At 62.4% G+C, this 23,410-nt stretch carries 24 protein-coding genes and 1 other RNA gene; 14 read left to right on the top strand and 11 right to left on the bottom strand.

All coding sequences use genetic code 11. From position 1 onward, the window contains the following. Window positions 1–28: 28 nt before the first annotated feature. The gene (locus NE851_RS10715) at window positions 29–1,030 is read right to left on the bottom strand and encodes a 2-hydroxyacid dehydrogenase (RefSeq protein ID WP_097544477.1); all 1,002 of its coding nucleotides are present in this window, start codon (window positions 1,028–1,030) and stop codon (window positions 29–31) included. A gap of 185 nt (window positions 1,031–1,215) precedes the next feature. On the opposite strand from NE851_RS10715, the gene NE851_RS10710 reads away from it, so the two are divergent. Beyond that, the gene (locus NE851_RS10710; RefSeq protein WP_028755675.1) at window positions 1,216–1,755 is read left to right on the top strand and encodes an SH3 domain-containing protein; all 540 of its coding nucleotides are present in this window, start codon (window positions 1,216–1,218) and stop codon (window positions 1,753–1,755) included. Here NE851_RS10710 and NE851_RS10705 read toward each other — a convergent pair. Next, window positions 1,748–2,740: an adenosine kinase gene (locus NE851_RS10705; RefSeq protein ID WP_028755674.1), complete on the bottom strand. Its 993-nt coding sequence runs from the start codon at window positions 2,738–2,740 to the stop codon at window positions 1,748–1,750. The genes NE851_RS10710 and NE851_RS10705 overlap by 8 nt on opposite strands. Before the next feature lie 515 nt (window positions 2,741–3,255). Between NE851_RS10705 and NE851_RS10700 the strand changes: the two genes are divergently transcribed. After that, window positions 3,256–4,203 carry an AEC family transporter gene (locus NE851_RS10700; RefSeq protein WP_254960259.1) on the top strand — a complete coding sequence of 316 codons (948 nt, stop codon included), beginning with the start codon at window positions 3,256–3,258 and terminating at the stop codon, window positions 4,201–4,203. A 166-nt stretch (window positions 4,204–4,369) separates the two neighbouring features. On the opposite strand, the gene NE851_RS10695 is transcribed toward NE851_RS10700, so the two are convergent. Continuing rightward, window positions 4,370–4,933: a c-type cytochrome gene (locus NE851_RS10695; protein WP_028755672.1), complete on the bottom strand. Its 564-nt coding sequence runs from the start codon at window positions 4,931–4,933 to the stop codon at window positions 4,370–4,372. A gap of 154 nt (window positions 4,934–5,087) precedes the next feature. Here NE851_RS10695 and NE851_RS10690 point away from each other — a divergent pair, with 154 nt between their 5' ends. Together NE851_RS10690 and NE851_RS10685 are read left to right on the top strand one after the other, a co-directional pair. Next, window positions 5,088–5,843 carry a 3-deoxy-manno-octulosonate cytidylyltransferase gene (locus NE851_RS10690; RefSeq protein ID WP_028755671.1) on the top strand — a complete coding sequence of 252 codons (756 nt, stop codon included), beginning with the start codon at window positions 5,088–5,090 and terminating at the stop codon, window positions 5,841–5,843. A 10-nt stretch (window positions 5,844–5,853) separates the two neighbouring features. Further along, window positions 5,854–6,708 carry a prephenate dehydratase gene (locus NE851_RS10685; protein ID WP_097544478.1) on the top strand — a complete coding sequence of 285 codons (855 nt, stop codon included), beginning with the start codon at window positions 5,854–5,856 and terminating at the stop codon, window positions 6,706–6,708. A gap of 38 nt (window positions 6,709–6,746) precedes the next feature. Here the strand turns inward: NE851_RS10685 and NE851_RS10680 are convergent, their stop codons facing one another. The 5 genes from NE851_RS10680 to NE851_RS10660 all read right to left on the bottom strand — a co-directional run bounded on the left by NE851_RS10680 (window position 6,747) and on the right by NE851_RS10660 (window position 9,648). Beyond that, the gene (locus NE851_RS10680; RefSeq protein WP_017962745.1) at window positions 6,747–7,115 is read right to left on the bottom strand and encodes a VOC family protein; all 369 of its coding nucleotides are present in this window, start codon (window positions 7,113–7,115) and stop codon (window positions 6,747–6,749) included. Between the two features lie 135 nt (window positions 7,116–7,250). Beyond that, window positions 7,251–7,511, bottom strand: coding sequence for a hypothetical protein (locus tag NE851_RS10675; RefSeq protein ID WP_028755669.1), 261 nt, complete (start codon window positions 7,509–7,511; stop codon window positions 7,251–7,253). A gap of 70 nt (window positions 7,512–7,581) precedes the next feature. Next, the gene (locus tag NE851_RS10670) at window positions 7,582–8,277 is read right to left on the bottom strand and encodes a helix-turn-helix transcriptional regulator (RefSeq protein ID WP_028755668.1); all 696 of its coding nucleotides are present in this window, start codon (window positions 8,275–8,277) and stop codon (window positions 7,582–7,584) included. Window positions 8,278–8,281: 4 nt separating this feature from the next. Beyond that, complete coding sequence (gene nudC / locus NE851_RS10665; RefSeq protein WP_028755667.1) at window positions 8,282–9,241, bottom strand: NAD(+) diphosphatase; 960 nt, start codon at window positions 9,239–9,241, stop codon at window positions 8,282–8,284. Then, window positions 9,238–9,648 carry an HIT domain-containing protein gene (locus NE851_RS10660; RefSeq protein ID WP_047617373.1) on the bottom strand — a complete coding sequence of 137 codons (411 nt, stop codon included), beginning with the start codon at window positions 9,646–9,648 and terminating at the stop codon, window positions 9,238–9,240. The genes nudC and NE851_RS10660 overlap by 4 nt, the downstream gene beginning before the upstream one ends. 89 nt (window positions 9,649–9,737) lie before the next feature. Here NE851_RS10660 and ffs point away from each other — a divergent pair. The 3 genes from ffs to NE851_RS10645 all read left to right on the top strand — a co-directional run bounded on the left by ffs (window position 9,738) and on the right by NE851_RS10645 (window position 12,094). Beyond that, an RNA gene (gene ffs, locus NE851_RS10655) (signal recognition particle sRNA small type) lies at window positions 9,738–9,834 on the top strand. 45 nt (window positions 9,835–9,879) lie between these two features. After that, entirely contained in the window at window positions 9,880–11,748 is a 1,869-nt protein-coding gene (locus NE851_RS10650) for a DNA polymerase III subunit gamma/tau (protein ID WP_254960249.1), read from the top strand. Between the two features lie 22 nt (window positions 11,749–11,770). After that, window positions 11,771–12,094 (top strand): YbaB/EbfC family nucleoid-associated protein, encoded by a 324-nt coding sequence (locus tag NE851_RS10645; protein WP_063473528.1) that lies wholly within the window; start codon window positions 11,771–11,773, stop codon window positions 12,092–12,094. Between the two features lie 34 nt (window positions 12,095–12,128). Here NE851_RS10645 and NE851_RS10640 read toward each other — a convergent pair whose 3' ends face one another. Beyond that, complete coding sequence (locus NE851_RS10640) at window positions 12,129–12,758, bottom strand: MOSC domain-containing protein (RefSeq protein ID WP_174824510.1); 630 nt, start codon at window positions 12,756–12,758, stop codon at window positions 12,129–12,131. Window positions 12,759–12,815: 57 nt separating this feature from the next. Between NE851_RS10640 and recR the strand changes: the two genes are divergently transcribed. Next, window positions 12,816–13,421, top strand: coding sequence for a recombination mediator RecR (gene recR / locus NE851_RS10635; RefSeq protein WP_047617368.1), 606 nt, complete (start codon window positions 12,816–12,818; stop codon window positions 13,419–13,421). A gap of 11 nt (window positions 13,422–13,432) precedes the next feature. Beyond that, complete coding sequence (locus tag NE851_RS10630) at window positions 13,433–14,686, top strand: lytic murein transglycosylase (protein ID WP_097544482.1); 1,254 nt, start codon at window positions 13,433–13,435, stop codon at window positions 14,684–14,686. A 6-nt stretch (window positions 14,687–14,692) separates the two neighbouring features. Here the strand turns inward: NE851_RS10630 and NE851_RS10625 are convergent, their stop codons facing one another. Together NE851_RS10625 and NE851_RS10620 are read right to left on the bottom strand one after the other, a co-directional pair. Then, window positions 14,693–15,148 (bottom strand): GNAT family N-acetyltransferase, encoded by a 456-nt coding sequence (locus NE851_RS10625; protein ID WP_047617364.1) that lies wholly within the window; start codon window positions 15,146–15,148, stop codon window positions 14,693–14,695. Window positions 15,149–15,156: 8 nt separating this feature from the next. Beyond that, window positions 15,157–16,836 carry an MFS transporter gene (locus NE851_RS10620; protein ID WP_254960244.1) on the bottom strand — a complete coding sequence of 560 codons (1,680 nt, stop codon included), beginning with the start codon at window positions 16,834–16,836 and terminating at the stop codon, window positions 15,157–15,159. Between the two features lie 197 nt (window positions 16,837–17,033). Here NE851_RS10620 and rimP point away from each other — a divergent pair, with 197 nt between their 5' ends. The 5 genes from rimP (at window position 17,034) to rbfA (ending at window position 23,402) form a co-directional block, all read left to right on the top strand. Next, entirely contained in the window at window positions 17,034–17,639 is a 606-nt protein-coding gene (rimP, locus tag NE851_RS10615) for a ribosome maturation factor RimP (protein WP_047617361.1), read from the top strand. Window positions 17,640–17,698: 59 nt separating this feature from the next. Beyond that, window positions 17,699–19,300 carry a transcription termination factor NusA gene (gene nusA, locus NE851_RS10610; protein WP_047617359.1) on the top strand — a complete coding sequence of 534 codons (1,602 nt, stop codon included), beginning with the start codon at window positions 17,699–17,701 and terminating at the stop codon, window positions 19,298–19,300. Continuing rightward, complete coding sequence (locus NE851_RS10605; RefSeq protein ID WP_127431377.1) at window positions 19,297–19,992, top strand: RNA-binding protein; 696 nt, start codon at window positions 19,297–19,299, stop codon at window positions 19,990–19,992. The genes nusA and NE851_RS10605 overlap by 4 nt, the downstream gene beginning before the upstream one ends. 101 nt (window positions 19,993–20,093) lie before the next feature. After that, window positions 20,094–22,844 (top strand): translation initiation factor IF-2, encoded by a 2,751-nt coding sequence (gene infB / locus NE851_RS10600; RefSeq protein ID WP_097544483.1) that lies wholly within the window; start codon window positions 20,094–20,096, stop codon window positions 22,842–22,844. 153 nt (window positions 22,845–22,997) lie between these two features. Further along, complete coding sequence (gene rbfA / locus NE851_RS10595; RefSeq protein ID WP_047617355.1) at window positions 22,998–23,402, top strand: 30S ribosome-binding factor RbfA; 405 nt, start codon at window positions 22,998–23,000, stop codon at window positions 23,400–23,402. The last annotated feature ends 8 nt before the right edge of the window (window positions 23,403–23,410 follow it).

Here is a 23,410-nt window from a genome sequence, read left to right as displayed (position 1 = left end):
AAGTGCACGCTGAGTCAAATGCACGGCTTCAACGGCCCGGCAGCACCCGATTGGGCGGCCTGTGACCGTCGATGAAGGTGCGGATATTGATGATGACCTTGTCGCCCATATCGATGCGGCCTTCGATCGTCGCCGAACTCATATGCGGCAGCAGCACGACCTTGCCCTCATTGGCGAGTTTGACGAGCTTCGGGTTGACGGCAGGCTCGTTTTCGAAGACGTCGAGGCCGGCGCCGGCAATCCGGCCCTCCCTGAGGCATTTGATCAGCGCAGCCTCATCGACCACGTCGCCGCGCGCGGTGTTGACGAGATAGGCCGTCGGCTGCAGCAGCGCCAGACGGCGCGCCGAAATCAGGTGGAAGGTCGCCGGCGTCGACGGACAATTGATCGAAACGATGTCGACGCGGGCGAGCATCTGGTCGAGGCTTTCCCAATAGGTCGCCTCCAACTCGTCCTCGACGGCTGGATTGACGCGTTTGCGGTTGTGATAGTGGATCGACAGGCCGAACGACTTGGCGCGGCGGGCCACCGCCGTACCGATGCGGCCCATGCCGACGATGCCGATGCGCTTGCCGTGAATGCGCCGGCCGAGCATCCAGGTGGGAGACCAGCCGGCCCATTCGCCCGGCTTGTCGGTCAGCACACGCGCGCCCTCACCAAGCCTTCTCGGAACAGCGAGAATCAGCGCCATGGTCATGTCGGCGGTGTCCTCGGTCAGGACGTTCGGCGTGTTGGTGACGGTGATGCCCTTGCGCGCCGCCGCCTCGACGTCGATGTGATCGGTGCCGTTGGAGAAGCTCGCAATCAGCTTCATCTGTGGCCCCGCCTGTTCGATCAGCGCCGCGTCGATGCGGTCGGTGACGGTCGGCACCAGCACGTCGGCGGTCTTGACCGCGGCGACAAGCTCGGGAACGGAACGCGGCGCATCGTCGATGTTCAGCTCGGCGTCGAAGAGCTCGCGCATGCGGGTTTCGACGGCATCGGGCAGCTTGCGGGTGATGTAGACCTTCGGTTTTTTCTTCGCTGTCATGGCTGGCTGTAGTGCCTTGTTCAGAGGTCTTTAACCAAGAGGGGTGATAATTTTCCCATTCCGGGCATTTTCTACCAGACCCGCACGCGAAGACAAACAAAACTCGCGGTGCAGCCGGGGAATGTCAGAGCCCGGACCGCGAGCAGGCCGGGCCTGCCCGCGAATTCGAGCAAACGGAAACCTCCATGCGCAGCAAAGTTCTGAAGTCCTGCCTCGCCCTTGCCATCGCTCTGGCTACATCCATGGGAACCGTCGAATTCGCCCATGCGCAGGCGGCCAAAGGTCCAAGCGGATTGCCATTGCCGCGTTTCGTCACCCTGAAATCCAAGCGCGTCAATCTGCGCATCGGCCCGGGAACGGATTACGCCGTCTCGTGGATGTACCTGAAATCCGGCCTGCCGGTGGAAATCATCCAGGAATACGACAACTGGCGCCGCATCCGCGATGCCGACGGCACCGAAGGCTGGGTCAACCAGTCGCTGCTATCGGGTCAGCGCGCGGCGATCGCCGCCCCCTGGATGAAGACGAAAGGCAAGGGCGTCTATGTCAATCTGCGCCGCGAGGCGCTGCCCTCCGCCTCGATCGTCGCCAAGCTGGAACCCGGCGTGATGATCACGATCGGCGAATGCAACGGCGACTGGTGCCGGGCCGAAACCGAAGGTGCCTCCGGCTGGGTGGCGCAGTCGGAGATCTGGGGCGCCTATCCCGGCGAAGCCTTCAAATAAGCCCTGCCTGTTTGGCGGCCTCGGCAAGCGAGGTCATCGGGCGCGGGCCGATCTGCTGAATGACGATGCCGGCGGCCAGGCAGCCGAGCTTGCCGCAATCCTCCAGAGAGCGCCCCTGGGTGTAGCCATAGAGGAAACCGGAGGCGAAGAGGTCGCCGGCGCCCGTCGTATCGACAACTTCCCTGATCCGGATCGCATCGACGTAAAAACGCTCGTTGCCCTTCAGGATGACGGCGCCATGCTCGCTCATCGTCACGGCAGCGATCTTGCAATCGGCGGCGATCCTGTTCAGCGCCTCCTCGAAATCATCGGTCTCGTAGAGCGACAGCGCTTCCTGGCGATTGGCGAAGACGATATCGACCTTGCCGGAGCGCATCAGATCGAGGAATTCGCCGCGGTAGCGGCCGACGCAGAAACTGTCGGACAGCGTCATCGACATTTCGCGGCCGTTTTCGTGGGCGATGCGGGCACAGTCGAGAATCGCTTCCTTGGCGCGTGGCGGATCCCAGAGATAACCTTCGAAATAGGTGACCTTGGCGTCGGCGACGACGTCGGGCTCGACGTCTTCGGGGCCGAGCTCGACGCAGGCGCCGAGATAGGTGTTCATCGAACGCTCGCCGTCCTCGGTGACGAAGATCATCGAGCGCGCCGTCGGCGGGAACGTGCCCTTGGGCCGGGTCTGATAGTGGACGCCCTGGGCGCGGATGTCGTGGGTGAAGATGTCACCGAGCTGATCGGCGGCGACATTGCCGAAATAGGCAGCCTTGCCGCCGAGGTTAGCCACGCCCGCCGCGGTATTGCCGGCGCTGCCGCCGGAGGCTTCGAGCGCCGGTCCCATGCGCGAATATAGAAGTTCGGCGCGTTCGGCATCGATGAGGTTCATCGCCGCTTTGGTGATCTGGTTGTCAATGAGGAACTGGTCGTCGCAACGGGCAATGATATCCACGATTGCGTTGCCGACTGTCAGAACATCGAATCTTGTCATGAAAAGGGAAGTCCCCGGATTTGTGATAGCCGGGGTTTGGTCTTAGCGAAATTTCCGCGGTTTGGAAGGATAAATGGGACGACGCTTCTATTTCTTCGCAAAAGTGCCGCCTATTCGTCATGTCGCTGTCATTTTCAAAATCTAGAAATACTCGCAGGAAGACCGGCATGAGCAGCTTTCAGTTGCAGCCGGGCGCACGAGGGATGACCCTTCGATCTTACCGGCGCGATGCTGACCACGGATGAACTGGCAGCTTTGTGATCCGGATATCCGGCAGGGCCGGAGCGGAAAAGCGGGCTGAGCCCGCTTTTTTTGCCTTTGGGTGCCCCGGCTGCCGGATCGGGCGGTGATGGCCTTTTCAATCCAAACAGTTTGCTGGTACTCAATAATTCCGTAAATCGATTCCGCTTTACGGAATTATGCAGGAATTCAAAGTGCTGCAGTGTCCTTTGCGCATCTGAAAAGCGCGCGACGCTGTAGATGTCGGATACTCCCCGCGCAGAGCAACCTCCCTCATGTCAGCCATCATTCTCGACGTCCTTCCCATCTTCCTCCTGATTCTCATCGGCTGGGTGATCGTCCGCAGCGGCCTGATGGCATCGAATGTCGGCGATGCGCTCGGCGAATTCGTCTTCAAGATCGCCGTGCCGCTGCTGCTCTTTCGCACCATCGCCGAGGCGGATTTTCATGGCGCCTCGCCCTTCCGGCTCTGGATCGTCTATTTTTCCGGCGTCGCCATCACCTGGACGGCCGGCCATCTCGCCGCCACGCGGCTCTTCGGCCGCGACGAACGCATCGGTGTCTTGGCCGGCGTTTCCTCGGCCTTCGCCAACAATGTCTTTATCGGACTGCCGCTGGTCGAGCGTACCGTCGGCGACGAGGGGCTGGTGGCGCTGTCGATCCTGCTTGCCGTGCATCTGCCTGTCATGATGGTCGCGGGCACGGTGCTGATGGAGCATGCCGAGCGCAAGATCGACGGCAAAAGCGACCGCAGCATGATGTTCGTGCTACGCCAGATCGCCATCAATCTCGTGCGCAACCCGCTGGTGATCGGGCTTGCGGCCGGCATGGCCGTGCATCTTTCCGGTCTCACCATGCCGACGGCGGTGGCATCGGTCGTCGGGCAGATCGCCGGCATCGCCGGTCCGGCGGCGCTGATATCGCTCGGCATGGCGCTGGAGAAATACGGCGTCTCCGGCAATGTCGGCATCGCCAGCGTCACCTCGACATGCAAGCTGCTGCTGCTGCCCGGTTGCGTGTGGGCGGCGAGCCATCTCCTCGGCCTCAGCCCCAAATGGACGGCAGCGATCGTGCTGACTTCCTCCGTACCGACGGGCGTCAACGCCTGGCTGATCGCCAACCGCTTCGGCGTCGGTCACAGCCTCGCCGCCTCGACTATCACGGTGACGACGGCGCTCGGCGCCATCACGGTCTCGCTCTGGGCCTATTTCCTCGGCGCCTAGAGCGGTTCAGCTTTTCATGGAAACGCTGAACCGCTCCAACCTCTTGTTTTGACGCAATTCCGGGAACCCGCTTCGCACTTTTCCTGGAATTGCTTTGGCGGATCTCCGCAAAACGAAAGCCCGGCTTGCGGGCCGGGCTTCCATACCATGCGATTGTCCTGCTGCGTCACTGCGTCGCGGTTTTCGGATCCGGCAGCGGCACCGGCGAATCGGCCAGCGTGTGCAGGTAGAGGATGACGTTGGCGCGATCCTGATCCTTCGCCAGACCGGCGAAGCCCATCGCAGTGCCGGGAACGTCCTTCTTCGGCGCCAGCAGGAACTTGTTGAGATATTCGAAAGTCCACTTCTCGCTGCCGCCCTTGGAGAAATCCTTCATGGGAGCGGAATAGGCGAAGCCTTCATGCGAGGCGATCGGGCGATCTACGACACCAAAGAGGTTGGGACCGACCTTGTTCGGTCCCCCTTTGGTGCCGTCATGACAGGCCTGACACTTCTTGAAGACCGTTTCACCGGCCTTGGCATCTGCAGAAGCGAGCAATTGCGCGATCGGAACGGCAACGGCAGGCGCAGCCTCACCACCAGCGGCGGGCGCCTCTTCGGCAACGATCGCGAAACCTTCCTTTTCCGGCGCTTCGGAATGGAAGATCCCTTCGGACGCGATGGAGACAGACATCAGAACGAAAATCGTCCCGAGCAGCGCCCCCACGGCCGTATTGACGTATGAATTCATCTGCAATGCTCCCCTTGCAGCCGGCAGACCATAAACCGGACCATCTTGAAATCGCGCGGAACCTATGTCTTTTGGTGGATCGTTGCAACTGTCTAAATGGTCTTGTGCGTGAGACTTTTTGACACTTTTCAGCCCGGAATAGAAGGCCCGAACAATGAGTGATTCAAATTTAGACGGCGTGCTCGTATTGATCCCGGCGCGCATGGCCTCCACTCGGCTTCCGGGCAAGCCGCTTGCCGATATTTGCGGCCTGCCGATGATCGTTCAGGTGGCGCTGCGCGCCAGGGAAGCGGCCATCGGCCGGGTCGTCGTCGCCGTCGACGATGATCAAGTGTTCGATGCCGTGGCCGCGGCCGGCTTCGAGGTCGTCATGACCAGCACGGATCATCAGTCGGGTTCCGATCGGATCTTCGAGGCGCTGACGAAAGTCGATCCGGACGGAAAGGCGAAAATCATCGTCAACGTCCAGGGCGACCTGCCGACGATCGATCCGGAAACGGTGCGCGCAGCCTTGCGCCCTCTCGAAAACGAGGCGGTCGATATCGGGACGCTGACGACCATAATCGACAATGAGGAGGACAAGACCGCGCCGCACATCGTCAAGATCGTCGGCTCGCCGCTTTCCGACGCCCGTCTGCATGCGCTCTATTTCACCCGGGCAACCGCGCCTTACGGTCAGGGGCCTCTCTATCACCATATCGGCCTTTATGCCTATCGGCGGGCAGCGCTCGAACGATTCGTCTCGCTCGGTCCGTCGACGCTCGAAAAGCGCGAATCGCTGGAGCAATTGCGGGCACTGGAGGCCGGCATGCGCATCGATGCCGAGATCGTTGACACGGTTCCGCTTGGTGTCGATACTCCCGCCGACCTCGAAAAAGCGCGGCGCATCCTCTCCGCAAAGTCGAATTGACGGAACCATCATGAATATCAAGACCAACAGGATCGCCTTCCAGGGCGAGTTCGGCGCCAATTCCGACATGGCCAGCCGCGACATGTTTCCGACCATGGAGCCGCTGCCCTGCCAGACCTTCGAGGATGCGTTCACGGCGGTCGACAACGGCGACGCCGACATCGGGATGATCCCGATCGAGAACACGATTGCCGGGCGCGTCGCCGATATCCACCATCTGCTGCCGGAATCGCGGCTGCACATCATCGGCGAATATTTCATGCCGATCCGTTTCCAGCTGATGGTGCTGCCCGGGGTGACCAAGGACGAGATCCGCACGGTGCACAGCCATATCCACGCGCTCGGCCAGTGCCGCAAGATCGTTCGCGCCAATGGCTGGAAGCCGGTGATCGCCGGCGATACGGCCGGGGCGGCAAAGCTCGTGAGGGAAACCGGCGACCGCTCGATGGCCGCCTTGGCACCGCGCCTTGCCGCCGATCTCTACGGTCTGGAGATCATCGCCGAGAATGTCGAGGATACTGAAAACAACGTCACCCGTTTCGTTATCCTGTCCCGTGACGAAGAATGGGCACAACGGAATTCGGCGGAAGAAAAGGTCGTCACCACCTTCGTCTTCAACGTCCGCAACATTCCGGCCGCGCTCTATAAGGCGCTTGGCGGTTTTGCCACCAACAATATCAATATGACCAAGTTGGAAAGCTACCAGCTCGGCGGAAAATTCGTGGCGACGCAGTTCTACGCCGATATCGAAGGCCATCCGAACGATCCGAACGTGCGCCGGGCATTGGAGGAACTGCGCTTCTTCTCCGAGAAAGTGAGGATTCTCGGCGTCTACAAGGGGCACGCGATGCGAGGCCTGCTTTAAACAGGCCCCGTTCCTAAACAGACCTCGTCATTCGGCGATTATTTATCCGGCTCACAGACGCGCAGGCGATGACCGTCAGGATCGAGCACGACGAAGGTCGGGCCAAAATCCAGCTCGGTCAGTTCCTGGGCGATCGGCAGGCCGCGTTGACGCCAGTCCTCATAGTGCCTGGCGACGGCATTTTCTCCCTCGACCATGAAAGCCACTTCGCCGCGGTTGCCGATGGCGGAGGGCTGCGGCTCGACCTTGCTGCGCCGCCAGAGGCCGAGCGTGAAGCCGCCCTCGAGCGGAAAAGCGACGAAATTCGGCGCTTCCACGGCCGGTTCGCGGTTCAAGAGGTTCCGGTAGAAACTGGCGCTTTCGGCCGGGTCCTTGACGTAAAGGATTATGAGATTGGGGCTGGTCATTTCGGTTCTCCCGTTGTTGTGAAATAAATCCGCGAGGGATCGCCTGCTGCCAATTCATGGCAGCAGGGTGCGACGGGGCGTAGCGATCGCAACGCCCCGTTCTCGTCAGGCAGATTGTTGGAAGGGATAGGCGACCTAAAGCGGGAAACGGTCCTCGCAGTGCGGGCCGCGTCCGTCGATGAAGCCGAGGTCGCGCTTTAGATAATCCGGCGTTGCTTCAAGGTCGAGGCTGGTGCGGTTCCCCTTGGGAAACCTGAAAATATTGATGACCAGATGCAGCAGGCCGGAGCGCGCCGACTGGCGGACATCGGCAAAAGTTTCGGCCGAAATGACATCGGCAAAGGTGTCGCCCGTAAAGCGGTCGTTGGTCAAATGAATGGCTGGAGGCGTTACCATGATCAGTACTCCTTCCTGGTGGAATGGTACTCATAATAACCCTGCCTACTGACAGTTTCTGGCAGCAGCGTTAGTTCTCGACCGGAACGTCCTGCGTCTCACGCCACTCCTTGAGCAGTACCGTGCGGCGGCGCGGATAACGCACCTCATGCAACGCCATGTCGATAATGCGGTCGGTGCGGAAATGGCGGAAATCCTGGCGCAGTTCGCACCAGGCCATGAGGACACGCACATGCTCGAAATAACCGAGCGCAAAAGGCCAGACGCGACGGCGCGAGATTCGGCCCTGCTCGTCGCCATAATGCAGTTCGAGGATGCGCTCCAGACGGATCGCCTTGCGGATGGCCGAAACATCGGCCTTGTCCTCGTCCCGGCGTTTGGGGCCGACGAAAAGGGCTGCCGAATCGATCATCTCCCGCATATCGGCCGGCAGCACGGCGGCAATCTTGGCCAGCGCGTCGGCGCCGGCGCCGGCAAGGCGCGGCTCGGCGGCGCGAGCCACCCAGCGCGAGCCAAGCACCAATGCCTCCAGCTCTTCTTCTGAAAACATCATCGGCGGCAGCATGAACCCCGGCTTCAGCACATAACCGATGCCGGCTTCGCCTTCGATCATCGCGCCCTGCGCCTGCAGGCTGGCAATATCGCGATACAGCGTGCGCAGGCTGACGCCGGTCTCCTCAGCCAGCACCGTGCCGGTCACCGGCCGGCGGTAACGCCGGAGCGTCTGCAGCAGCGTCAGCAGCCGTTCCGAGCGGGCGACCGGCATGACGCTAGCGCTTCCACTCCACCCAGTCGCGCATCAGGCGGTGGGCGATCGCCCCTTTCGGCGGCGAGGCCTTGCCTGTCGCGCTCGGGCGTTCCAGCATCTCGATCGTTTCCTCGCGGGTGAACCAGCGGCAATCCTCGAGTTCCGTCTCGTCGCGGTTGATTTCGGTGGATTTCGCCTCGGCGTAACAGCCGATCATCAGGGAATGCGGCATCGGCCAGGGCTGCGAGGCGTGGTAGCGGATGCGGCCGGTGCGGATGCCGGATTCTTCCAGCGTTTCGCGACGCACGGCATTCTCGATGGTCTCGCCGGGTTCGACGAAGCCGGCAAGGCAGGAATACATGCCGGGCGCGAAATGCGGGCTGCGGCCGAGCAGGCAGAGGTCGCGTTTCTCGTCGATCGTCAGCATGATGACGACGGGATCGGTGCGGGGAAAGATCATGTGTTGGCAGGCGGCGCAGACACGCTTGTAGCCGCCGATGTGGATCTCCATCGCCGAGCCGCAGCGGCCGCAGAAGCGGTTGTCGCCATTCCAGCGGATGAGGCTGGCGGCCTGGGCGAATTCGCCGAGCAACACCTCGTCGATCAGCATTTCGCGAAACAGCGTGCGACCATCGGCGGGCTTGTATTGGCTGGTGAGGTCGTCGACGCCGATGCCGACGGGAACGGCAAGGCGCGGCTCGCCTGATTTACGATAACCGAGAAGCACCGTCTCATCCCAATCCGGCTGCAATTCCTGGAGCTCATAGCGGGCAAAGAGCGGATCAAGCACCTGGCCGTCATGCTTCAGCACCAGCTTATCCCCGGCGAAGGCGAAGATATGGGTGCCGTCCTTGGCCAGCGCCTTTTCGACGGACTGTTCGTCGCGATGCTCGGAATCGCGATTGAGGTCATTGGCGGCAAAGGCCGTGAGATTGCTGGGTTCCGGATGCGGCACATCCGAATCGAAAAGCGAATGACTCATGATGAAAGGGCTTCCCGCAGCTTCACTGTGAATTCATCTCTCTTTCCGTCTTCGTAGGGTTCCGCGCGCCCGAAGCCCCAGACGGGACCCGGCCAGTTGGCATCGCCTACGAAGCGGGCAATGACATGAACATGAAGCTGGCGGACGATATTGCCAAGAGCCCCGACATTGATTTTTGTCGCGCCGGTGATCTCCTTCAGGGCTTTGGAGACCAGTTCCGTCTCGAAGGCGAGCAGCACCTGGTCGAGCGGCGTCAGTTCGAAGATTTCGGTGATATCGGCCCGGCGCGGCACAAGAATGAGCCAGGGCCAGCGGGCATCCCTCGACAATCTCAGATCGCAGAGACCGGTAACCATGATGCTGACGCTATCGTTTTCCAGCCGGGGGTCGAGCACGAAACCGTTCAAAGGGCATTCTCCTCATGTTTTCCAACGACTAGCAGTTTTTTTGCATGTTGGCTTGCTTTTGATGACGATATTGCCGATATGTGCATCCGGGAGGTTGGTGGTGGACGAGCCACTCGCCAACCGGGTCAGGTCCGGAAGGAAGCAGCCCTAACGAGCCCGGCACGGGTCATCGTGCCAGCCTCCCACCTTCTCTCCACGAAGTGCCCGACGATCCGGGCGACAAGCAGGGCGATGAGCGACACCGAGCGACAATCAAAAGATGCCGCCTCGACGGGCACCGGGTACCGGGTGCTGGCTCGCAAATACCGCCCCAAGGATTTCACGGACCTGATGGTCGGCCAGGAGCCGATGGTCCGCACCCTCACCAATGCCTTCGAAACCGGCCGCATCGCCCAGGCTTACATGCTGACCGGCGTGCGCGGCGTCGGCAAGACGACGACGGCGCGCATCCTGGCGCGGGCGCTGAACTACAAGACAGCCGACATCGACAAGCCGACGATCGATCTGCGCGTGCCCGGCGAACACTGCCAGGCAATCATGGAAGGCCGGCATGTCGACGTGATCGAGATGGATGCCGCCTCCCATACCGGTATCGACGATATAAGAGAGATCATCGAGCAGGTGCGCTACCGACCGGTTTCGGCTCGCTACAAGGTCTATATCATCGACGAAGTGCACATGCTGTCGACGCAGGCCTTCAACGGCCTGTTGAAGACGCTCGAAGAGCCGCCGGAGCATGTGAAATTCATCTTCGCCACCACCGAGATCCGCAAGGTGCCGATCACCGTGCTGTCGCGCTGCCAGCGCTTCGACCTGCGCCGCATCAGCGCCTCCGATCTTGTCGGGCTGTTTTCAACTATCGCCGCCAAGGAAGGCATCGAGGCGGAAGCGGACGCGCTGGCGATGATTGCGCGTGCTGCCGAAGGCTCAGCGCGCGACGGCCTGTCGCTGCTTGACCAGGCGATCGCCCATGGCGCCGGCGCCGTGCAGGCGGAAGCCGTGCGCGGCATGCTCGGACTTGCCGACCGTGCCCGGATCGTCGATCTCTTCCAGCACGTCATCAAAGGCGACGTGGCCGCCGCACTCGGCGAGTTCCAGAGCCAGTACGAGGCCGGCGCCAATCCGGTGGTGGTGCTGACCGACCTTGCCGATTTCACCCATCTGGTGACGCGGCTGAAATATGTGCCGGATGCGGCAAACGACCCGTCGCTCAGCGAGATCGAACGCACCAAGGCGGCGGAATTCGCCAAGGGTGTTGCGGTGACGACGCTGTCGCGCATCTGGCAGATGCTGCTGAAGGGCATTCCGGAAACGGAAGGCTCGTCGCGGACGGCAGGAGCAGCCGAGATGGTGCTGATCCGACTTGCACATGCCGCACACCTGCCAGCGCCCGAGGATGCGGCGCGGCGGCTTGCCGAATTTTCCGGCGACAATGCCGGTCCGCGGCCCTCCCCTTCGCCTTCCGGCAACGGCGGCGGCAGCGGAACGCGGGTCCCCTATCAGAGCAGTGTCGCGGCGCGCGCACCCGAGCCGACACCACGGCCACTACCCTCAGGGCCGACGGCGATGCTGCGCGCCGTGCCCAATCCCGAACCGCAGAATATCGGCCGTACCGAGGCAAAGCCTGCAGAGGCTCCGAAGCCGCTCGTGCGTGTCAATTCGATCGGCGACATCGTCGACCTCGCGGGCGAGAAGCGCGATGTCAAATTGAAAGCACTGGTGCGCAACTTCGTGCGGCCGGTGCGGCTCGAGCCGGGCCGGCTGGACGTGAACCTCACCGAGGGTGCCCCGAACACGCTGCTTAACGAACTCGCCGTCAAGCTCAAGGAATGGACCGGAATCCACTGGATCGTCAGCACCAGCCGCGAAGAGGGCGGGCCGACGATGGTGGAGGCGGAAGCCAAGGCGCAGGAACAGCGCGTCAGCGATGCGCGTCAAGATCCCGATGTCGCGGCGATCCTGGCGCATTTTCCGGGCGCCAAGATCATCGACGTGCGCGTGCGGGCGCCCGAACCGGACCAGGAAGGCGAGGCGACGCCGCCGGCTGCCGCCGAATCCGAGGAAGGTGACATCCTGCCCGGCGACGACATAGAATTCTAAAAGTTCAACAAGGAGCGAGACGATGCGCGACATCATGGGCATGATGGGCAAAGTCAAGGAAATGCAGGCCAAGATGGAGCAGATGCAGGCGGAGATCGCCGAGCTCACGGCCGAAGGCAAGGCGGGCGGCGGCCTCGTCGCCGTCGTCATGTCAGGCAAGGGCGAGCTGAAGAGCCTGAAGATCGACCCGTCGCTGTTCAAGGAAGACGATGTCGAGATCCTCGAGGACCTGATCGTCGCCGCTCACAAGGACGCCAAGGACAAGGCCGAGGCGCTCGCCGCCGAAAAGACCAAGGCGCTGACCGCCGGCCTTCCGATCCCGCCGGGCTTCAAGCTGCCGTTCTGAGACGGGCGCACCTATTCAAGGCCCAAAGTCCGATCTAGCGCGCTTCGTCGCTCTCGGATTCCAACATAGCCCGCAGTTTGTAGTGAATTGGGGCGGCGAGATATCGCGCCCGATCTGCCGCCCGAAGCCGTCGACCGAAAGTCTCCATCAGCTCCGGCATGGTGATCTTGGCTCCGTGAAAGGGCGTGCATTCCACCGACATTCCGGCCTTGGCCACGCCGCTCCGGATGACACGGCAATAGATGCCGGGACGGGCGGCGGCGGTATAACGTTTGACGAATTTCGGATCGGCCATCCTGGCGGCAAACGTGGCGCAGGGGATGCGGCACGCGGTGACTTCGAGGACGAGAGCGCCGATCACGAAGCGGTCACCGACGGCGACATCGCGATTGTCGAGATCCGAGATCACCATGTTTTCGCCGAAAGTGCCGGGCTCGTATGGCCGACCGAGCTCGCTGCTCCACCAGTCGAGCGTCAGCGATCCCTCGACATAAACAGCCTGATCGACACCGCCATGGTGTTTGCGGTTGCAGATGGCATCGCCGACCAGACCTTCGGCATCGATCATCACCGCGCCGTTGACGGCATGTTTGAAGATGCCGGTCTTGTAGCTCTTGCCCGGCAGTCTTTCCGGATTGCCGGTGCACAGCGCCAGGATTTTCATGGGATGGCCAATCCTTCCGCGATTCCGTTTCCGTTCCATATCAGTTAAGAACGGCGCATGGCAAAACGAGTCACCGGCCCCGAAATCGAAAAACTCATCCAGCTTCTGGCGAAGGTGCCGGGCCTCGGGCCGCGCTCGGCGCGCCGGGCGGCACTGCATCTGATCAAGAAGAAGGACCAGTTGCTCGGCCCGCTGTCGAATGCGATGGGCGAGGCCTATGACAAGGTGAAGATTTGCTCGCGCTGCGGCAACGTCGATACGGTCGATCCCTGCACCGTCTGCACCGACACGCAGCGCGATCAATCCGTCATCATCGTCGTCGAGGACGTATCGGATCTCTGGGCGCTGGAGCGCGCGGGCGCGATGAACGCCGCCTATCACGTCCTCGGCGGCACGCTGTCACCGCTCGACGGGGTCGGGCCCGACGATCTCAACATTCGCGGGCTGATCGACCGGGTCGGCGAAGGCGGTATCCGCGAGCTGATCATCGCCGTCAACGCCACCGTCGAGGGGCAGACGACGGCGCATTATATCACCGACCAGCTGCAGGGGCTGGACGTGAAGATCACCCGGCTGGCGCATGGCGTGCCGGTTGGCGGCGAACTCGACTATCTCGACGAGGGAACACTCGCGGCGGCCCTTCGGGCGCGGACAGTGATATGAGGGGTTTGCCTATGCCGAAAGAAGTTCCACGGCGGCTATTCGCACTCGCCCTAGCGACCGCCCTCCTCCCCCTCTCCGCCCTCGCAGCCCCTTCGAAAGCCGATGTCGAAGCGCAGTTCGAGACATGGGTACGGAAAGACCTCTGGCCGGAAGCGAAGGCGGGCGGGATTTCCGAGAAGACCTTCCAGGCTGCCTTTTCCGGCATCACGCTGAACTGGAACCTGCCCGATCTTGCCCCGCCGGGCTTCCCGCCGCCGAAGGAGCAGAAGCAGACGCAGGCCGAATTTTCCTCGCCCGGTCCCTATTTCAACGAGGACCGGCTGAAGAAGCTTGCCGCAACGGGGCGCGGCTTTACGGCGCAATATGATTCGACGCTGAAACGCATCGAGAAGACCTATGGCGTGCCCGGCTCGATCGTGCTGGCCATCTGGGGCCGGGAGACAGGCTTCGGTGCGGCGAAGATCCCGAACTCGGCAATCGAGGTGTTGGCGACCAAGGCCTTCATGTCAACGCGCAAGGAGATGTTCCGTACCGAGCTGGTGGCCGCACTCCATATTCTCGATGGCGGTGATGTCGCACCGGCCGATTTCAAGGGGTCGTGGGCGGGCGCACTCGGCCAGCCGCAATTCATGCCGACCAGCTATCTGAAATATGCCGTGGATTTCGATGGCGACGGCCATCGCAACATCTGGACCTCGGTGCCCGATACGCTCGCCTCGATCGCCAATTTCCTGGTCAAGAAGGGCTGGCAGCGCGACCGCGACTGGGGCTTCGAGGTGTCGATCCCGGAGGCGGTTTCCTGCGCGCAGGAGGGGCCCGATCTGGCAAAGCCGCTGTCGCACTGGGCCTCGCTCGGCATCGACCGCATCTCCGGCAAGGGGTTTCCCTCCAGCGAGATGAAGGCTGAAGGCATGATGCTGGTGCCGGCCGGCCGCGACGGGCCGGAATTCATCGTCACGCCGAATTTCTACATCATCAAGGAATATAATAATTCCGATCTCTACGCGCTCTATATCGGCAATCTCGCCGATCGGATCGCCTATAATGGCGGCGCCTTTGAGGGCAGATGGGGCGATGTCGGCAAGATGTTGCGCTCGGATGTCGCCGCCATGCAGAGGGCGCTGGAACGGCAGGGCTATGATGTCGGCGGTTCCGATGGTCTGCCAGGCTACAAGACGCGGCGTTCGATCGGCCAGTGGCAGGCCAAGAACGGCATGAAGCCGACATGTTTTCCCGAAGCGACGATGAAGGGCAAGCTGAAGTAACCGGCTTCAGAGACTGCGCTTCAGCCCTTCATGGCTGGCCACAAAACCGAGCTTCTCGTAGAAGCGGATCGAATCCGCCCGCGTCTTGTCCGATGTCAGCTGCACGAGGCCGCAGCCACGCTCGACGCATTGGGCGATCGCCCATGCGATGAATTCAGAGCCGAGGCCCGAGCCGCGAAGGTCGCTGGCAACACGCACGCTTTCGATCTGACCGCGCCACATGCCTGTTCTCGAAAGGCCGGGAAGAAAGCTCAGCTGCAGGCAGCCGACGACACGATCGGCCGCGTCGGTTGCGACGGCCAGCAGCTGATTGGCGTCCGCCTCGATCGCCGCGAAGGCCGAGAGATACCGTGCGTCGACGGGATCGGTAACGATCTCCCTGGCGCCGCCGAGATCGTCATCGGCCAGAAGCCGGACGATGGCGGCAAGATCGGATTGGCGGGCGAGCCTGAACCTATACATGGCCGATCTCAATGATGCAGATCGATCGGCGCCTTGTGGAAGACGTCGTTATCAGGCGGAATAGCCTGGCGTTCGATCATGCGGTGAACATGCGGCAAACCTTCGCCGCGGTGAAGCGCGCGAAGCCTGTCGATGTTTTCGGCATCGGCCTGCGTGCGCCGCTGGTTGTGTCTTATATATTCGACCCAGGTCGACGTATGGTAGGTCTCCGTCCAGAGCCCGGGATTTTCGAGATCGCGCATCAGCGCCCAGTTGCGGGCGCCGTCGCGGATGCGGATGCGGCGGCGCTCACCCATCAGCGTCATGAATTCGGCAAGGTCGGTATCGGCGATCTCGTAGTCGACAAGGATGACGATCGGGCCACTGCGCGGCGTGATGTCGAGGCTGAGGGCCGGCTCGATGAAGCGGTTCAGCGGATCGAGGTTGAGCGAAGCGAAGGCCGGCATGGAAAAACGCAGGCCGATCGCGATGCCGAGCAGCATGACGACCGATGACATCAGCAGCGCATCGGCAACGCCATAACGATCGGCGGCAACGCCCCACAGCCAGCTGCCGCCGGCAATGCCGCCGAAGGTGACGGTCTGGTAGAGCGACAGCGCCCGGCCGACCACCCAGCGCGGCGTCGAAAGTTGGACGATGGTGTTGAACAGCGAAAGTGCGGAGACCCAGCAGGCGCCGGAGACGAGCAGCCCGGCGGAGGTGAGGACGGCACTCGGGCTCACGGCGGCGATGACGGCGCTCATCGCGAAGCCGGCAAAGGCCAGGCGGATGATCGTCTCGCTGGAAAGCATCTGGCGAAGCCTCGCATTCATCACCGCGCCGCCGATCGCGCCGATGCCGAAAGCGCCGAGCATGAAACCATAGGTCAGCGGCCCGCCGGCAACGAGATCGAGGGCGACGACCGGCAGCAGCGCCAGGATCGAGCTGGCGCCGATGCCGAAAAGCAGGCCCCTGACGAGGACCTTTTCGAGATTGGGCGACATCGAAATATAGCGCAGGCCGGCAAAGATGGCGCTGCCGAGCGCCTCCCGCGGCAGGGTCGAGACCGGCGTGGCCGGCCGCCAGCGCAGCAGGGCATAGATCAAGGCGAAGTAACTCACCGTGTTCACCGCAAAGGCCGCGGCCGCGCCGGCAGCGGCGACGATGACGCCGCCGATCGCCGGGCCGACACTGCGGGTGATGTTGAAGCCCATGCTGTTCAGGGTGACGGCGCCCGGCAGATCGGCGCGCGGCACCATGTCACCGACCGAGGCCTGCCAGGAGGGATTGTTGAGCGCCGTGCCGCAGCCGATCAGGAAGGTGAAGAAGAGCAGCAGCCAGGGTGTGATCCAGCCGAGAAGGGCCGAGGCCGTCAGCAGCGCCGAAACCGTGAGCATCATGCATTGCGCCGTCAGCATGACCCGGCGACGGTCATAATTATCGGCCAGCGCGCCCGATATCAGCGAAAACAGCATGATCGGTAGCGCCGTCGAGGTCTGCACCAGCGCGACCATGTCCTCCGAGGCGGTAATGGTCGTCATCATCCAGGCAGCGCCCACCGCCTGGATCAGGCCGCCGAAATTCGAGGAAAGGCTCGCGAACCAGATGGTGCGGTAGGTATCGTGCCGCAAAAGCGCCAATGTCGAGGAAGTGTAGGCCACGATTTCTCCCGCTTTTGTTATTGCGCCCCAGCGGCAATATATGCGCAAGACCGGCGCTGGCCATAGGCCTGTTCACGCGCGGCAAGCGAATTGGCGGAATCGGTCGCGGACCTTGCAATTTCGGAAAAACCCGACTATATGCCTCTCAAATTCTTGATCGCTTGATGAAGAGTGGGCCGCAAGGACCCGCTCTTTTTTATTAGCGCGATCGCCCGAACAGCTTGAAATTGCGAGGAGCGCACCGCTTGTCGGACATGACAAACGCAGACAACGAACTTGAGCCGCGGCTGATTACCGAAACCGGGCTCGACCAGCGTCTTGCCGATATCATCGAACCCGTCCTCGTCGGCCTGGGCTTCCGGCTTATCCGCGTCCGCATGCTGAACCAGAACGGCGCGACGATGCAGGTCATGGCCGAACGCAACGACGGCACGATGACGGTTCAGGACTGCGAAGAAATCTCGATGGCGATTTCTCCCGTCCTCGATGTGGAAGATCCGATCGATAAAGAGTATCATCTCGAGGTGTCTTCGCCCGGCATCGATCGTCCGATGGTGCGGAAATCCGATTTCGTCCGCTGGCAGGGCCACCTTGTGAAATGCGAGACGTCGATCTTGATCGACAATCGCAAGCGCTTCCGCGGCAAGATCGTCGAAGCAGGCGCAGATGGTTTCACGCTCGAGCGTGACCAGGTCGCCTATGGGGAAGAGCAGAAGGTCACCATTCCCTTTACGGCGCTCAGCGATGCGAAGCTCATTCTGACCGACGACCTGATCCGCGATGCGTTGCGCGCCGACAAGCTGGCAAAAGCACAGGCCGCCAACCAGAACGAAGCGGACGACCAAGAATAACCGATCAACAGACCGCTCCAGGGACGGGAACCCTGGAGTAAAGACGGAGAAACAAGACAATGGCAGTCAGTGCGAACCGGCTCGAACTTCTGCAGATCGCAGATGCAGTGGCGCGCGAAAAGGTCATCGACCGCGAGATCGTGCTGGCCGCAATGGCCGACGCTATCCAGAAGGCGGCACGCTCCCGTTACGGCACCGAGTCCAACATCCGGGCCGACATCAATCCGAAGACCGGCGAAATCCGCCTGCAGCGCCTGCTCGAAGTCGTCGACAAGGCCGAGGATTATTCGACGCAGATCCCGCTGGAGCTGGCCCGCGACCGCAATCCGGACGCCGCACTCGGCGACTTCATCGCCGACCCGCTGCCGCCGATGGATTTCGGCCGCATTGCCGCCCAGTCCGCCAAGCAGGTGATCGTGCAGAAGGTGCGTGAAGCCGAGCGCGACCGCCAGTTCGACGAATTCAAGGATCGCGTCGGCGAAATCGTAAACGGTACCGTCAAGCGCGTCGAATATGGCAACGTCATCGTCGATCTCGGCCGCGGCGAAGGTATCATCCGCCGCGACGAAATGATCCCGCGCGAAAACGTGCGCTATGGCGATCGCGTCCGTGCCTATGTCTATGATGTCCGTCGCGAGCAGCGCGGCCCGCAGATCTTCCTGTCGCGCACGCATCCGCAGTTCATGGTGAAGCTGTTCACCATGGAAGTGCCAGAAATCTACGACGGTATCATCCAGGTGAAGTCGGTCGCCCGCGATCCGGGTTCGCGCGCCAAGATCGCGGTGATCTCGAACGACAGCTCGATCGATCCGGTCGGCGCCTGCGTCGGTATGCGCGGTTCGCGCGTCCAGGCCGTCGTCGGCGAGCTCCAGGGTGAGAAGATCGATATCATTCCGTGGAGCCAGGACCCGGCGACCTTCGTCGTCAACGCCCTGCAGCCGGCCGAAGTCGCCAAGGTCGTTCTCGACGAGGATGCCGAGCGCATCGAAGTCGTCGTTCCCGACGAGCAGCTGTCGCTTGCGATCGGCCGCCGCGGCCAGAACGTCCGGCTCGCCTCGCAGCTGACCGGCTGGGACATCGACATCATGACGGAGGCCGAGGAATCGGAACGCCGCCAGAAGGAATTCAACGAGCGCACCAACCTGTTCATGGATTCGCTCGACGTCGACGAGATGGTCGGCCAGGTTCTGGCCTCCGAAGGTTTTGCCGCGGTTGAAGAACTGGCCTATGTCGATCTCGACGAAATCTCCTCGATCGACGGTTTCGACGAGGAGACGGCGCAGGAAATCCAGCAGCGCGCCCGCGAATTCCTCGAGCGTCTCGAAGCCGAGATGGACGAGAAGCGCAAGGCGCTCGGCGTCCAGGACGAGCTGCGTGAAATCGACGGCATGACCGCCCAGATGATGGTGGCGCTCGGCGAAGACGGCATCAAGACGATCGAGGACTTTGCCGGTTGTGCGGCCGACGATCTCGTCGGCTGGACGGAACGCAAGAACGGCGAAACGAAGAAGTTCGAGGGTCTGTTCTCGAAATTCGACGTCTCGCGCGTCGAGGCGGAACAGATGATCGTCCAGGCCCGCCTCTCGGCCGGCTGGATTACCGAAGAGGACCTGGCGAAGGGGACCGAAGAAGAGGTCACCGAAGCCGAACAAGAAGCATGATGACCGTGCATGAGCCGGACGCTCTCCCTGATGAGGACGACGATCTTGCAGGTTATGACGTGAACGGACGCATGTGCATCGTGACGCGCGAAAGCGGATCGCCGGAAGAGTTGATCCGCTTCGTTGCCGCTCCCGATGGAACTATTGTCGCCGACCTGAAGCGCGAGCTTCCGGGACGCGGATGCTGGGTGAAGATCGACCGGTCGCTGGTCGACCGGGCGGTGGCGAAGAAGCTCTTCGCCCGCGCACTGAAAATGGATGTGAAGGCGGCGGACGATCTCGGCGCGAGCGTCGATCGGCTGCTCGCGGCGCAATTGATGCAGATGATGAACATGGCGCGGAAAGCCGGCCAGTTCGTCAGCGGGTCCGCGAAAGTGGATGCCGCGGTCAGAAGCGGAGCAGCGCTTGCGGTGTTCCACTCGACTGACGCAGCGGACGACGGCGTCCGGAAAATCGACCAGGCCCGCAAGGCCTGGCACCTCGGAATGGAGACCGAGGAGGAGATACCTTCCTTCCGTCTCTTCTCGGAGAGCGAAATGGAAGGCCTGATGGGCCAGAATGCTTTTATCCATGCCGCAGTGCTTGCAGGGCAGGCGGGTGAGGGTGTAGTGAAGCGCGCAAAGATGCTCGAACAGTACCGTATTGGCGGTCAGTCCCGGGCAGCGGGCGGCGCTGGCCGGCAAAAACAATGACGTGGTCACCGGCATCGGCCGGTCCCATTCTCATTGATCGACAGTATTGAACGACAGGGTCTGATCTAGTCATCGCTCCCTGTCCGAAGGAACGGGAACGAATGACCGATAGTAACGACGACAAGACAATCAGCGTGACGGGCAAAAAGACGCTTACCCTGAAACCATCGGGGATGAGCCAGGGCACCGTTCGCCAGGATATGGGTCGAGGTCGCACCAAAGCGGTCGTCGTCGAGACCCGTAAGCGGCGCCCGATGCGCCCGGAAGACGAAAAGCCGATCACACCTGTCGCTCCCGCGCCCGTCCGCGCAGCCGAACCGGCGCCTGCACCCGTGCAGGCACGCCCGCAGCAGCCGACGCCGGCACCGCGGGTTCAGCAGGGCAACAACAGCCAGACCAATCAGCGTCCGCAGCAGCCCTATCAGCAGCCGCGCTCGAACGATCGTCCGCGTCCGGTGGTGCTGAACCATCTGTCTCCGGAAGAGATGGACGCCCGCCGCCGCGCATTGGCCGAATCCCAGGCGCGCGACGCCCAGGACGCCATTCGCCGCGCCGAGGAAGAAAAGCGCCGTGCGGCCGAAGAGGTTGTCCGCAAGGCGGCCGAAGCGGAAGAAGCAGCCCGCAGGGCCGCCGAAGAAGCTGTCCGACAGGCAGAAGCGCCCGCTGCTGCCGAACCGGCAGCCGCCGCGGCCGCACCGGCTCCTGCTGTGGCCGAAGCTCGCTCCAACGCTCCGCGGCCGGCATCATCGGCGCCTGCTGCGCGCCGGCCCGATGCCGCAACACCCGCTGACGCCCGTCCGGCGCCGGGCGCCGCCGCACCGGCCGGTGTCCGTGGCCGTCGCAACGACACCGAGGATGACGATCGCGGCGCTGCGCGCGGCGGTCCGGCCCGTGGCCGTGTCGTTCGCCCGGAACCGGCAAAGCCGGTCACGACGCGTCCGAAGACGGAAGAAGAGCGCCGCCGCGGCAAGCTGACGATCACCACCGCTGATGCAGATGGCGACGACAATGCTCGTGGCCGTTCGCTTTCGGCGATGCGCCGCCGGCAGGAGAAGTTCCGCCGCAGCCAGATGCAGGAAACCCGCGAGAAGATCTCCCGCGAAGTCGTTCTGCCTGAGACCATCACCATTCAGGAACTGTCGCAGCGCATGTCCGAACGCGCCGTCGACGTCATCAAGTACCTGATGAAGGAAGGCCAGATGATGAAGCCGGGCGACGTCATCGACGCCGATCTTGCCGAACTCATCGCCGGCGAATTCGGCCATACGGTCAGGCGCGTATCGGAATCCGACGTCGAACTCGGCATCTTCAACGTGTCCGACGAAGATGGCGAACTGGTTTCGCGCCCACCCGTCGTTACCATCATGGGTCACGTCGACCACGGCAAGACCTCGCTGCTCGACGCCATCCGCCATGCCAACGTGGTTGCTGGTGAAGCCGGTGGCATCACGCAGCATATCGGCGCCTATCAGGTGGAGCAGAACGGCCAGAAGATCACCTTCATCGACACCCCCGGCCACGCCGCCTTCACGGCTATGCGTGCCCGCGGCGCCCAGGCGACCGACATCGCGATCCTGGTCGTCGCAGCCGACGACAGCGTAATGCCGCAGACGATCGAATCGATCAACCACGCCAAGGCGGCCGGTGTTCCGATCATCGTTGCGATCAACAAGGTCGACAAGCACGAAGCGGATCCGCAGAAGGTCCGCAACCAGCTGCTGCAGCACGAAGTCTTCGTGGAATCCATGGGCGGTGAAGTGCTCGACGTCGAAGTTTCGGCCAAGACCGGCAAGAACCTCGACAAGCTGCTCGAGGCGATCCTGCTGCAGGCGGAAATTCTCGACCTCAAGGCCAATCCGAACCGGACGGCGGAAGGCACTGTCATCGAAGCCCAGCTCGACCGCGGCCGCGGTGCGGTCGCGACCGTGCTCGTCCAGAAGGGTACGCTGCGTCCCGGCCAGATCATCGTCGCCGGCGACGTCTGGGGCCGCGTGCGCGCGCTCGTCACCGACAAGGGCGACCATGTGAAGGAAGCCGGTCCGGCAATGCCGGTCGAAGTGCTCGGCCTGTCCGGCACGCCGCAGGCGGGCGACAAGTTCGCCGTCGTCGAAAGCGAAAGCCGCGCCCGCGAGATCTCGGAATACCGTCAGCGTCTGGCCCGCGACAAGGCGGCTGCCCGCCAGTCGGGACAGCGCGGTTCGCTGGAACAGATGATGATGCAGCGCCAGAGCGCCGGCATCAAGGAGTTCCCGCTTGTCATCAAGGGTGACGTGCAGGGCTCGATCGAGGCGATTGCCGGCGCGCTGGAGAAGCTCGGCACCGACGAGGTCCGCGCCCGCATCGTCCATTCGGGCGCCGGCGGCATCACCGAGTCAGATATCTCGCTCGCCGAAGCCTCGAACGCGGCCATCATCGGCTTCAACGTTCGTGCAAATACGCAGGCACGCCAGTTCGCCGAACGCGAAGGCATCGAAATCCGCTACTACAACATCATCTACGACCTCGTGGATGACGTGAAGGCAGCGATGTCGGGCCTGCTGTCTCCGGAACGCCGCGAAACCTTCATCGGCAACGCCGAGATCCTCGAGGTGTTCAACATCACCAAGGTCGGCAAGGTCGCAGGCTGCCGTGTCGTCGAAGGCAAGGTCGAACGCGGTGCGGGCGTCCGCCTCATCCGCAACGACGTCGTCGTTCACGAAGGCAAGCTCAAGACCCTCAAGCGCTTCAAGGACGAAGTCTCCGAAGTGCCGATGGGTCAGGAATGCGGCATGGCCTTCGAAAATTACGAAGACATGCGCGCCGGCGACGTCATCGAGTGCTTCCGCGTGGAACACATCACGCGCACGCTCTAAACCGCTGCGCACGATATATCAGCCCGAACGCCATTCGCCAGCCGGCGGATGGCGTTCGGGCATCTGCCGACTTGACCTTTTGGAACAAAAGAGTCATGGACGCTCTCCTTTGACGGGTTCGATTCCCAGCCGCATCGGCAAATAGAGATAACAATGACCAGACCAACTTCCTCCGCGCCTTCGCAGCGCATGCTGCGCGTTGGCGAACAGGTTCGCGCCGCTATCACCCAGGTGCTTCAACGCGGCGAAGTGCGCGACGACGTCATCGAGGCGACCGTGATCTCGATCTCGGAAGTGCGCATGTCGCCGGATCTCAAGATCGCCACCGCCTATGTGACGCCGCTCGGCGTTTCCGACCATAGCGTGGTCATCGAGGCGTTGAACCGTCATGCGAAGTTCATCCGCGGCCGGCTCGGGCCGCAGCTTCGGCAGATGAAATACATGCCGGAGGTGCGCTTCCGCGACGATACCAGCTTCGACAATTACAAGAAGATCGACGAGCTGCTGCGTTCGCCCGAGGTCCAACGCGACCTCGACGGCGATAATGACGAACAATAAACAGAAGA

This window comes from Rhizobium anhuiense bv. trifolii (assembly GCF_024346605.1).
Taxonomy (GTDB): Bacteria; Pseudomonadota; Alphaproteobacteria; order Rhizobiales; family Rhizobiaceae; genus Rhizobium; species Rhizobium anhuiense.
This window is presented reverse-complemented; position numbering and strand designations above follow the sequence as displayed.

Coding starts and splice junctions, on each gene's coding strand:
- NE851_RS10715 (WP_097544477.1), bottom strand. CDS start 1,030: ATGACAGCGAAGAAAAAACCGAAGGTCTACATCACCCGCAAGCTGCCC.
- NE851_RS10710 (WP_028755675.1), top strand. CDS start 1,216: ATGCGCAGCAAAGTTCTGAAGTCCTGCCTCGCCCTTGCCATCGCTCTG.
- NE851_RS10705 (WP_028755674.1), bottom strand. CDS start 2,740: ATGACAAGATTCGATGTTCTGACAGTCGGCAACGCAATCGTGGATATC.
- NE851_RS10700 (WP_254960259.1), top strand. CDS start 3,256: ATGTCAGCCATCATTCTCGACGTCCTTCCCATCTTCCTCCTGATTCTC.
- NE851_RS10695 (WP_028755672.1), bottom strand. CDS start 4,933: ATGAATTCATACGTCAATACGGCCGTGGGGGCGCTGCTCGGGACGATT.
- NE851_RS10690 (WP_028755671.1), top strand. CDS start 5,088: ATGAGTGATTCAAATTTAGACGGCGTGCTCGTATTGATCCCGGCGCGC.
- NE851_RS10685 (WP_097544478.1), top strand. CDS start 5,854: ATGAATATCAAGACCAACAGGATCGCCTTCCAGGGCGAGTTCGGCGCC.
- NE851_RS10680 (WP_017962745.1), bottom strand. CDS start 7,115: ATGACCAGCCCCAATCTCATAATCCTTTACGTCAAGGACCCGGCCGAA.
- NE851_RS10675 (WP_028755669.1), bottom strand. CDS start 7,511: ATGGTAACGCCTCCAGCCATTCATTTGACCAACGACCGCTTTACGGGC.
- NE851_RS10670 (WP_028755668.1), bottom strand. CDS start 8,277: ATGCCGGTCGCCCGCTCGGAACGGCTGCTGACGCTGCTGCAGACGCTC.
- nudC (WP_028755667.1), bottom strand. CDS start 9,241: ATGAGTCATTCGCTTTTCGATTCGGATGTGCCGCATCCGGAACCCAGC.
- NE851_RS10650 (WP_254960249.1), top strand. CDS start 9,880: ATGAGCGACACCGAGCGACAATCAAAAGATGCCGCCTCGACGGGCACC.
- NE851_RS10645 (WP_063473528.1), top strand. CDS start 11,771: ATGCGCGACATCATGGGCATGATGGGCAAAGTCAAGGAAATGCAGGCC.
- NE851_RS10640 (WP_174824510.1), bottom strand. CDS start 12,758: ATGAAAATCCTGGCGCTGTGCACCGGCAATCCGGAAAGACTGCCGGGC.
- recR (WP_047617368.1), top strand. CDS start 12,816: ATGGCAAAACGAGTCACCGGCCCCGAAATCGAAAAACTCATCCAGCTT.
- NE851_RS10630 (WP_097544482.1), top strand. CDS start 13,433: ATGCCGAAAGAAGTTCCACGGCGGCTATTCGCACTCGCCCTAGCGACC.
- NE851_RS10625 (WP_047617364.1), bottom strand. CDS start 15,148: ATGTATAGGTTCAGGCTCGCCCGCCAATCCGATCTTGCCGCCATCGTC.
- nusA (WP_047617359.1), top strand. CDS start 17,699: ATGGCAGTCAGTGCGAACCGGCTCGAACTTCTGCAGATCGCAGATGCA.
- NE851_RS10605 (WP_127431377.1), top strand. CDS start 19,297: ATGATGACCGTGCATGAGCCGGACGCTCTCCCTGATGAGGACGACGAT.
- infB (WP_097544483.1), top strand. CDS start 20,094: ATGACCGATAGTAACGACGACAAGACAATCAGCGTGACGGGCAAAAAG.
- rbfA (WP_047617355.1), top strand. CDS start 22,998: ATGACCAGACCAACTTCCTCCGCGCCTTCGCAGCGCATGCTGCGCGTT.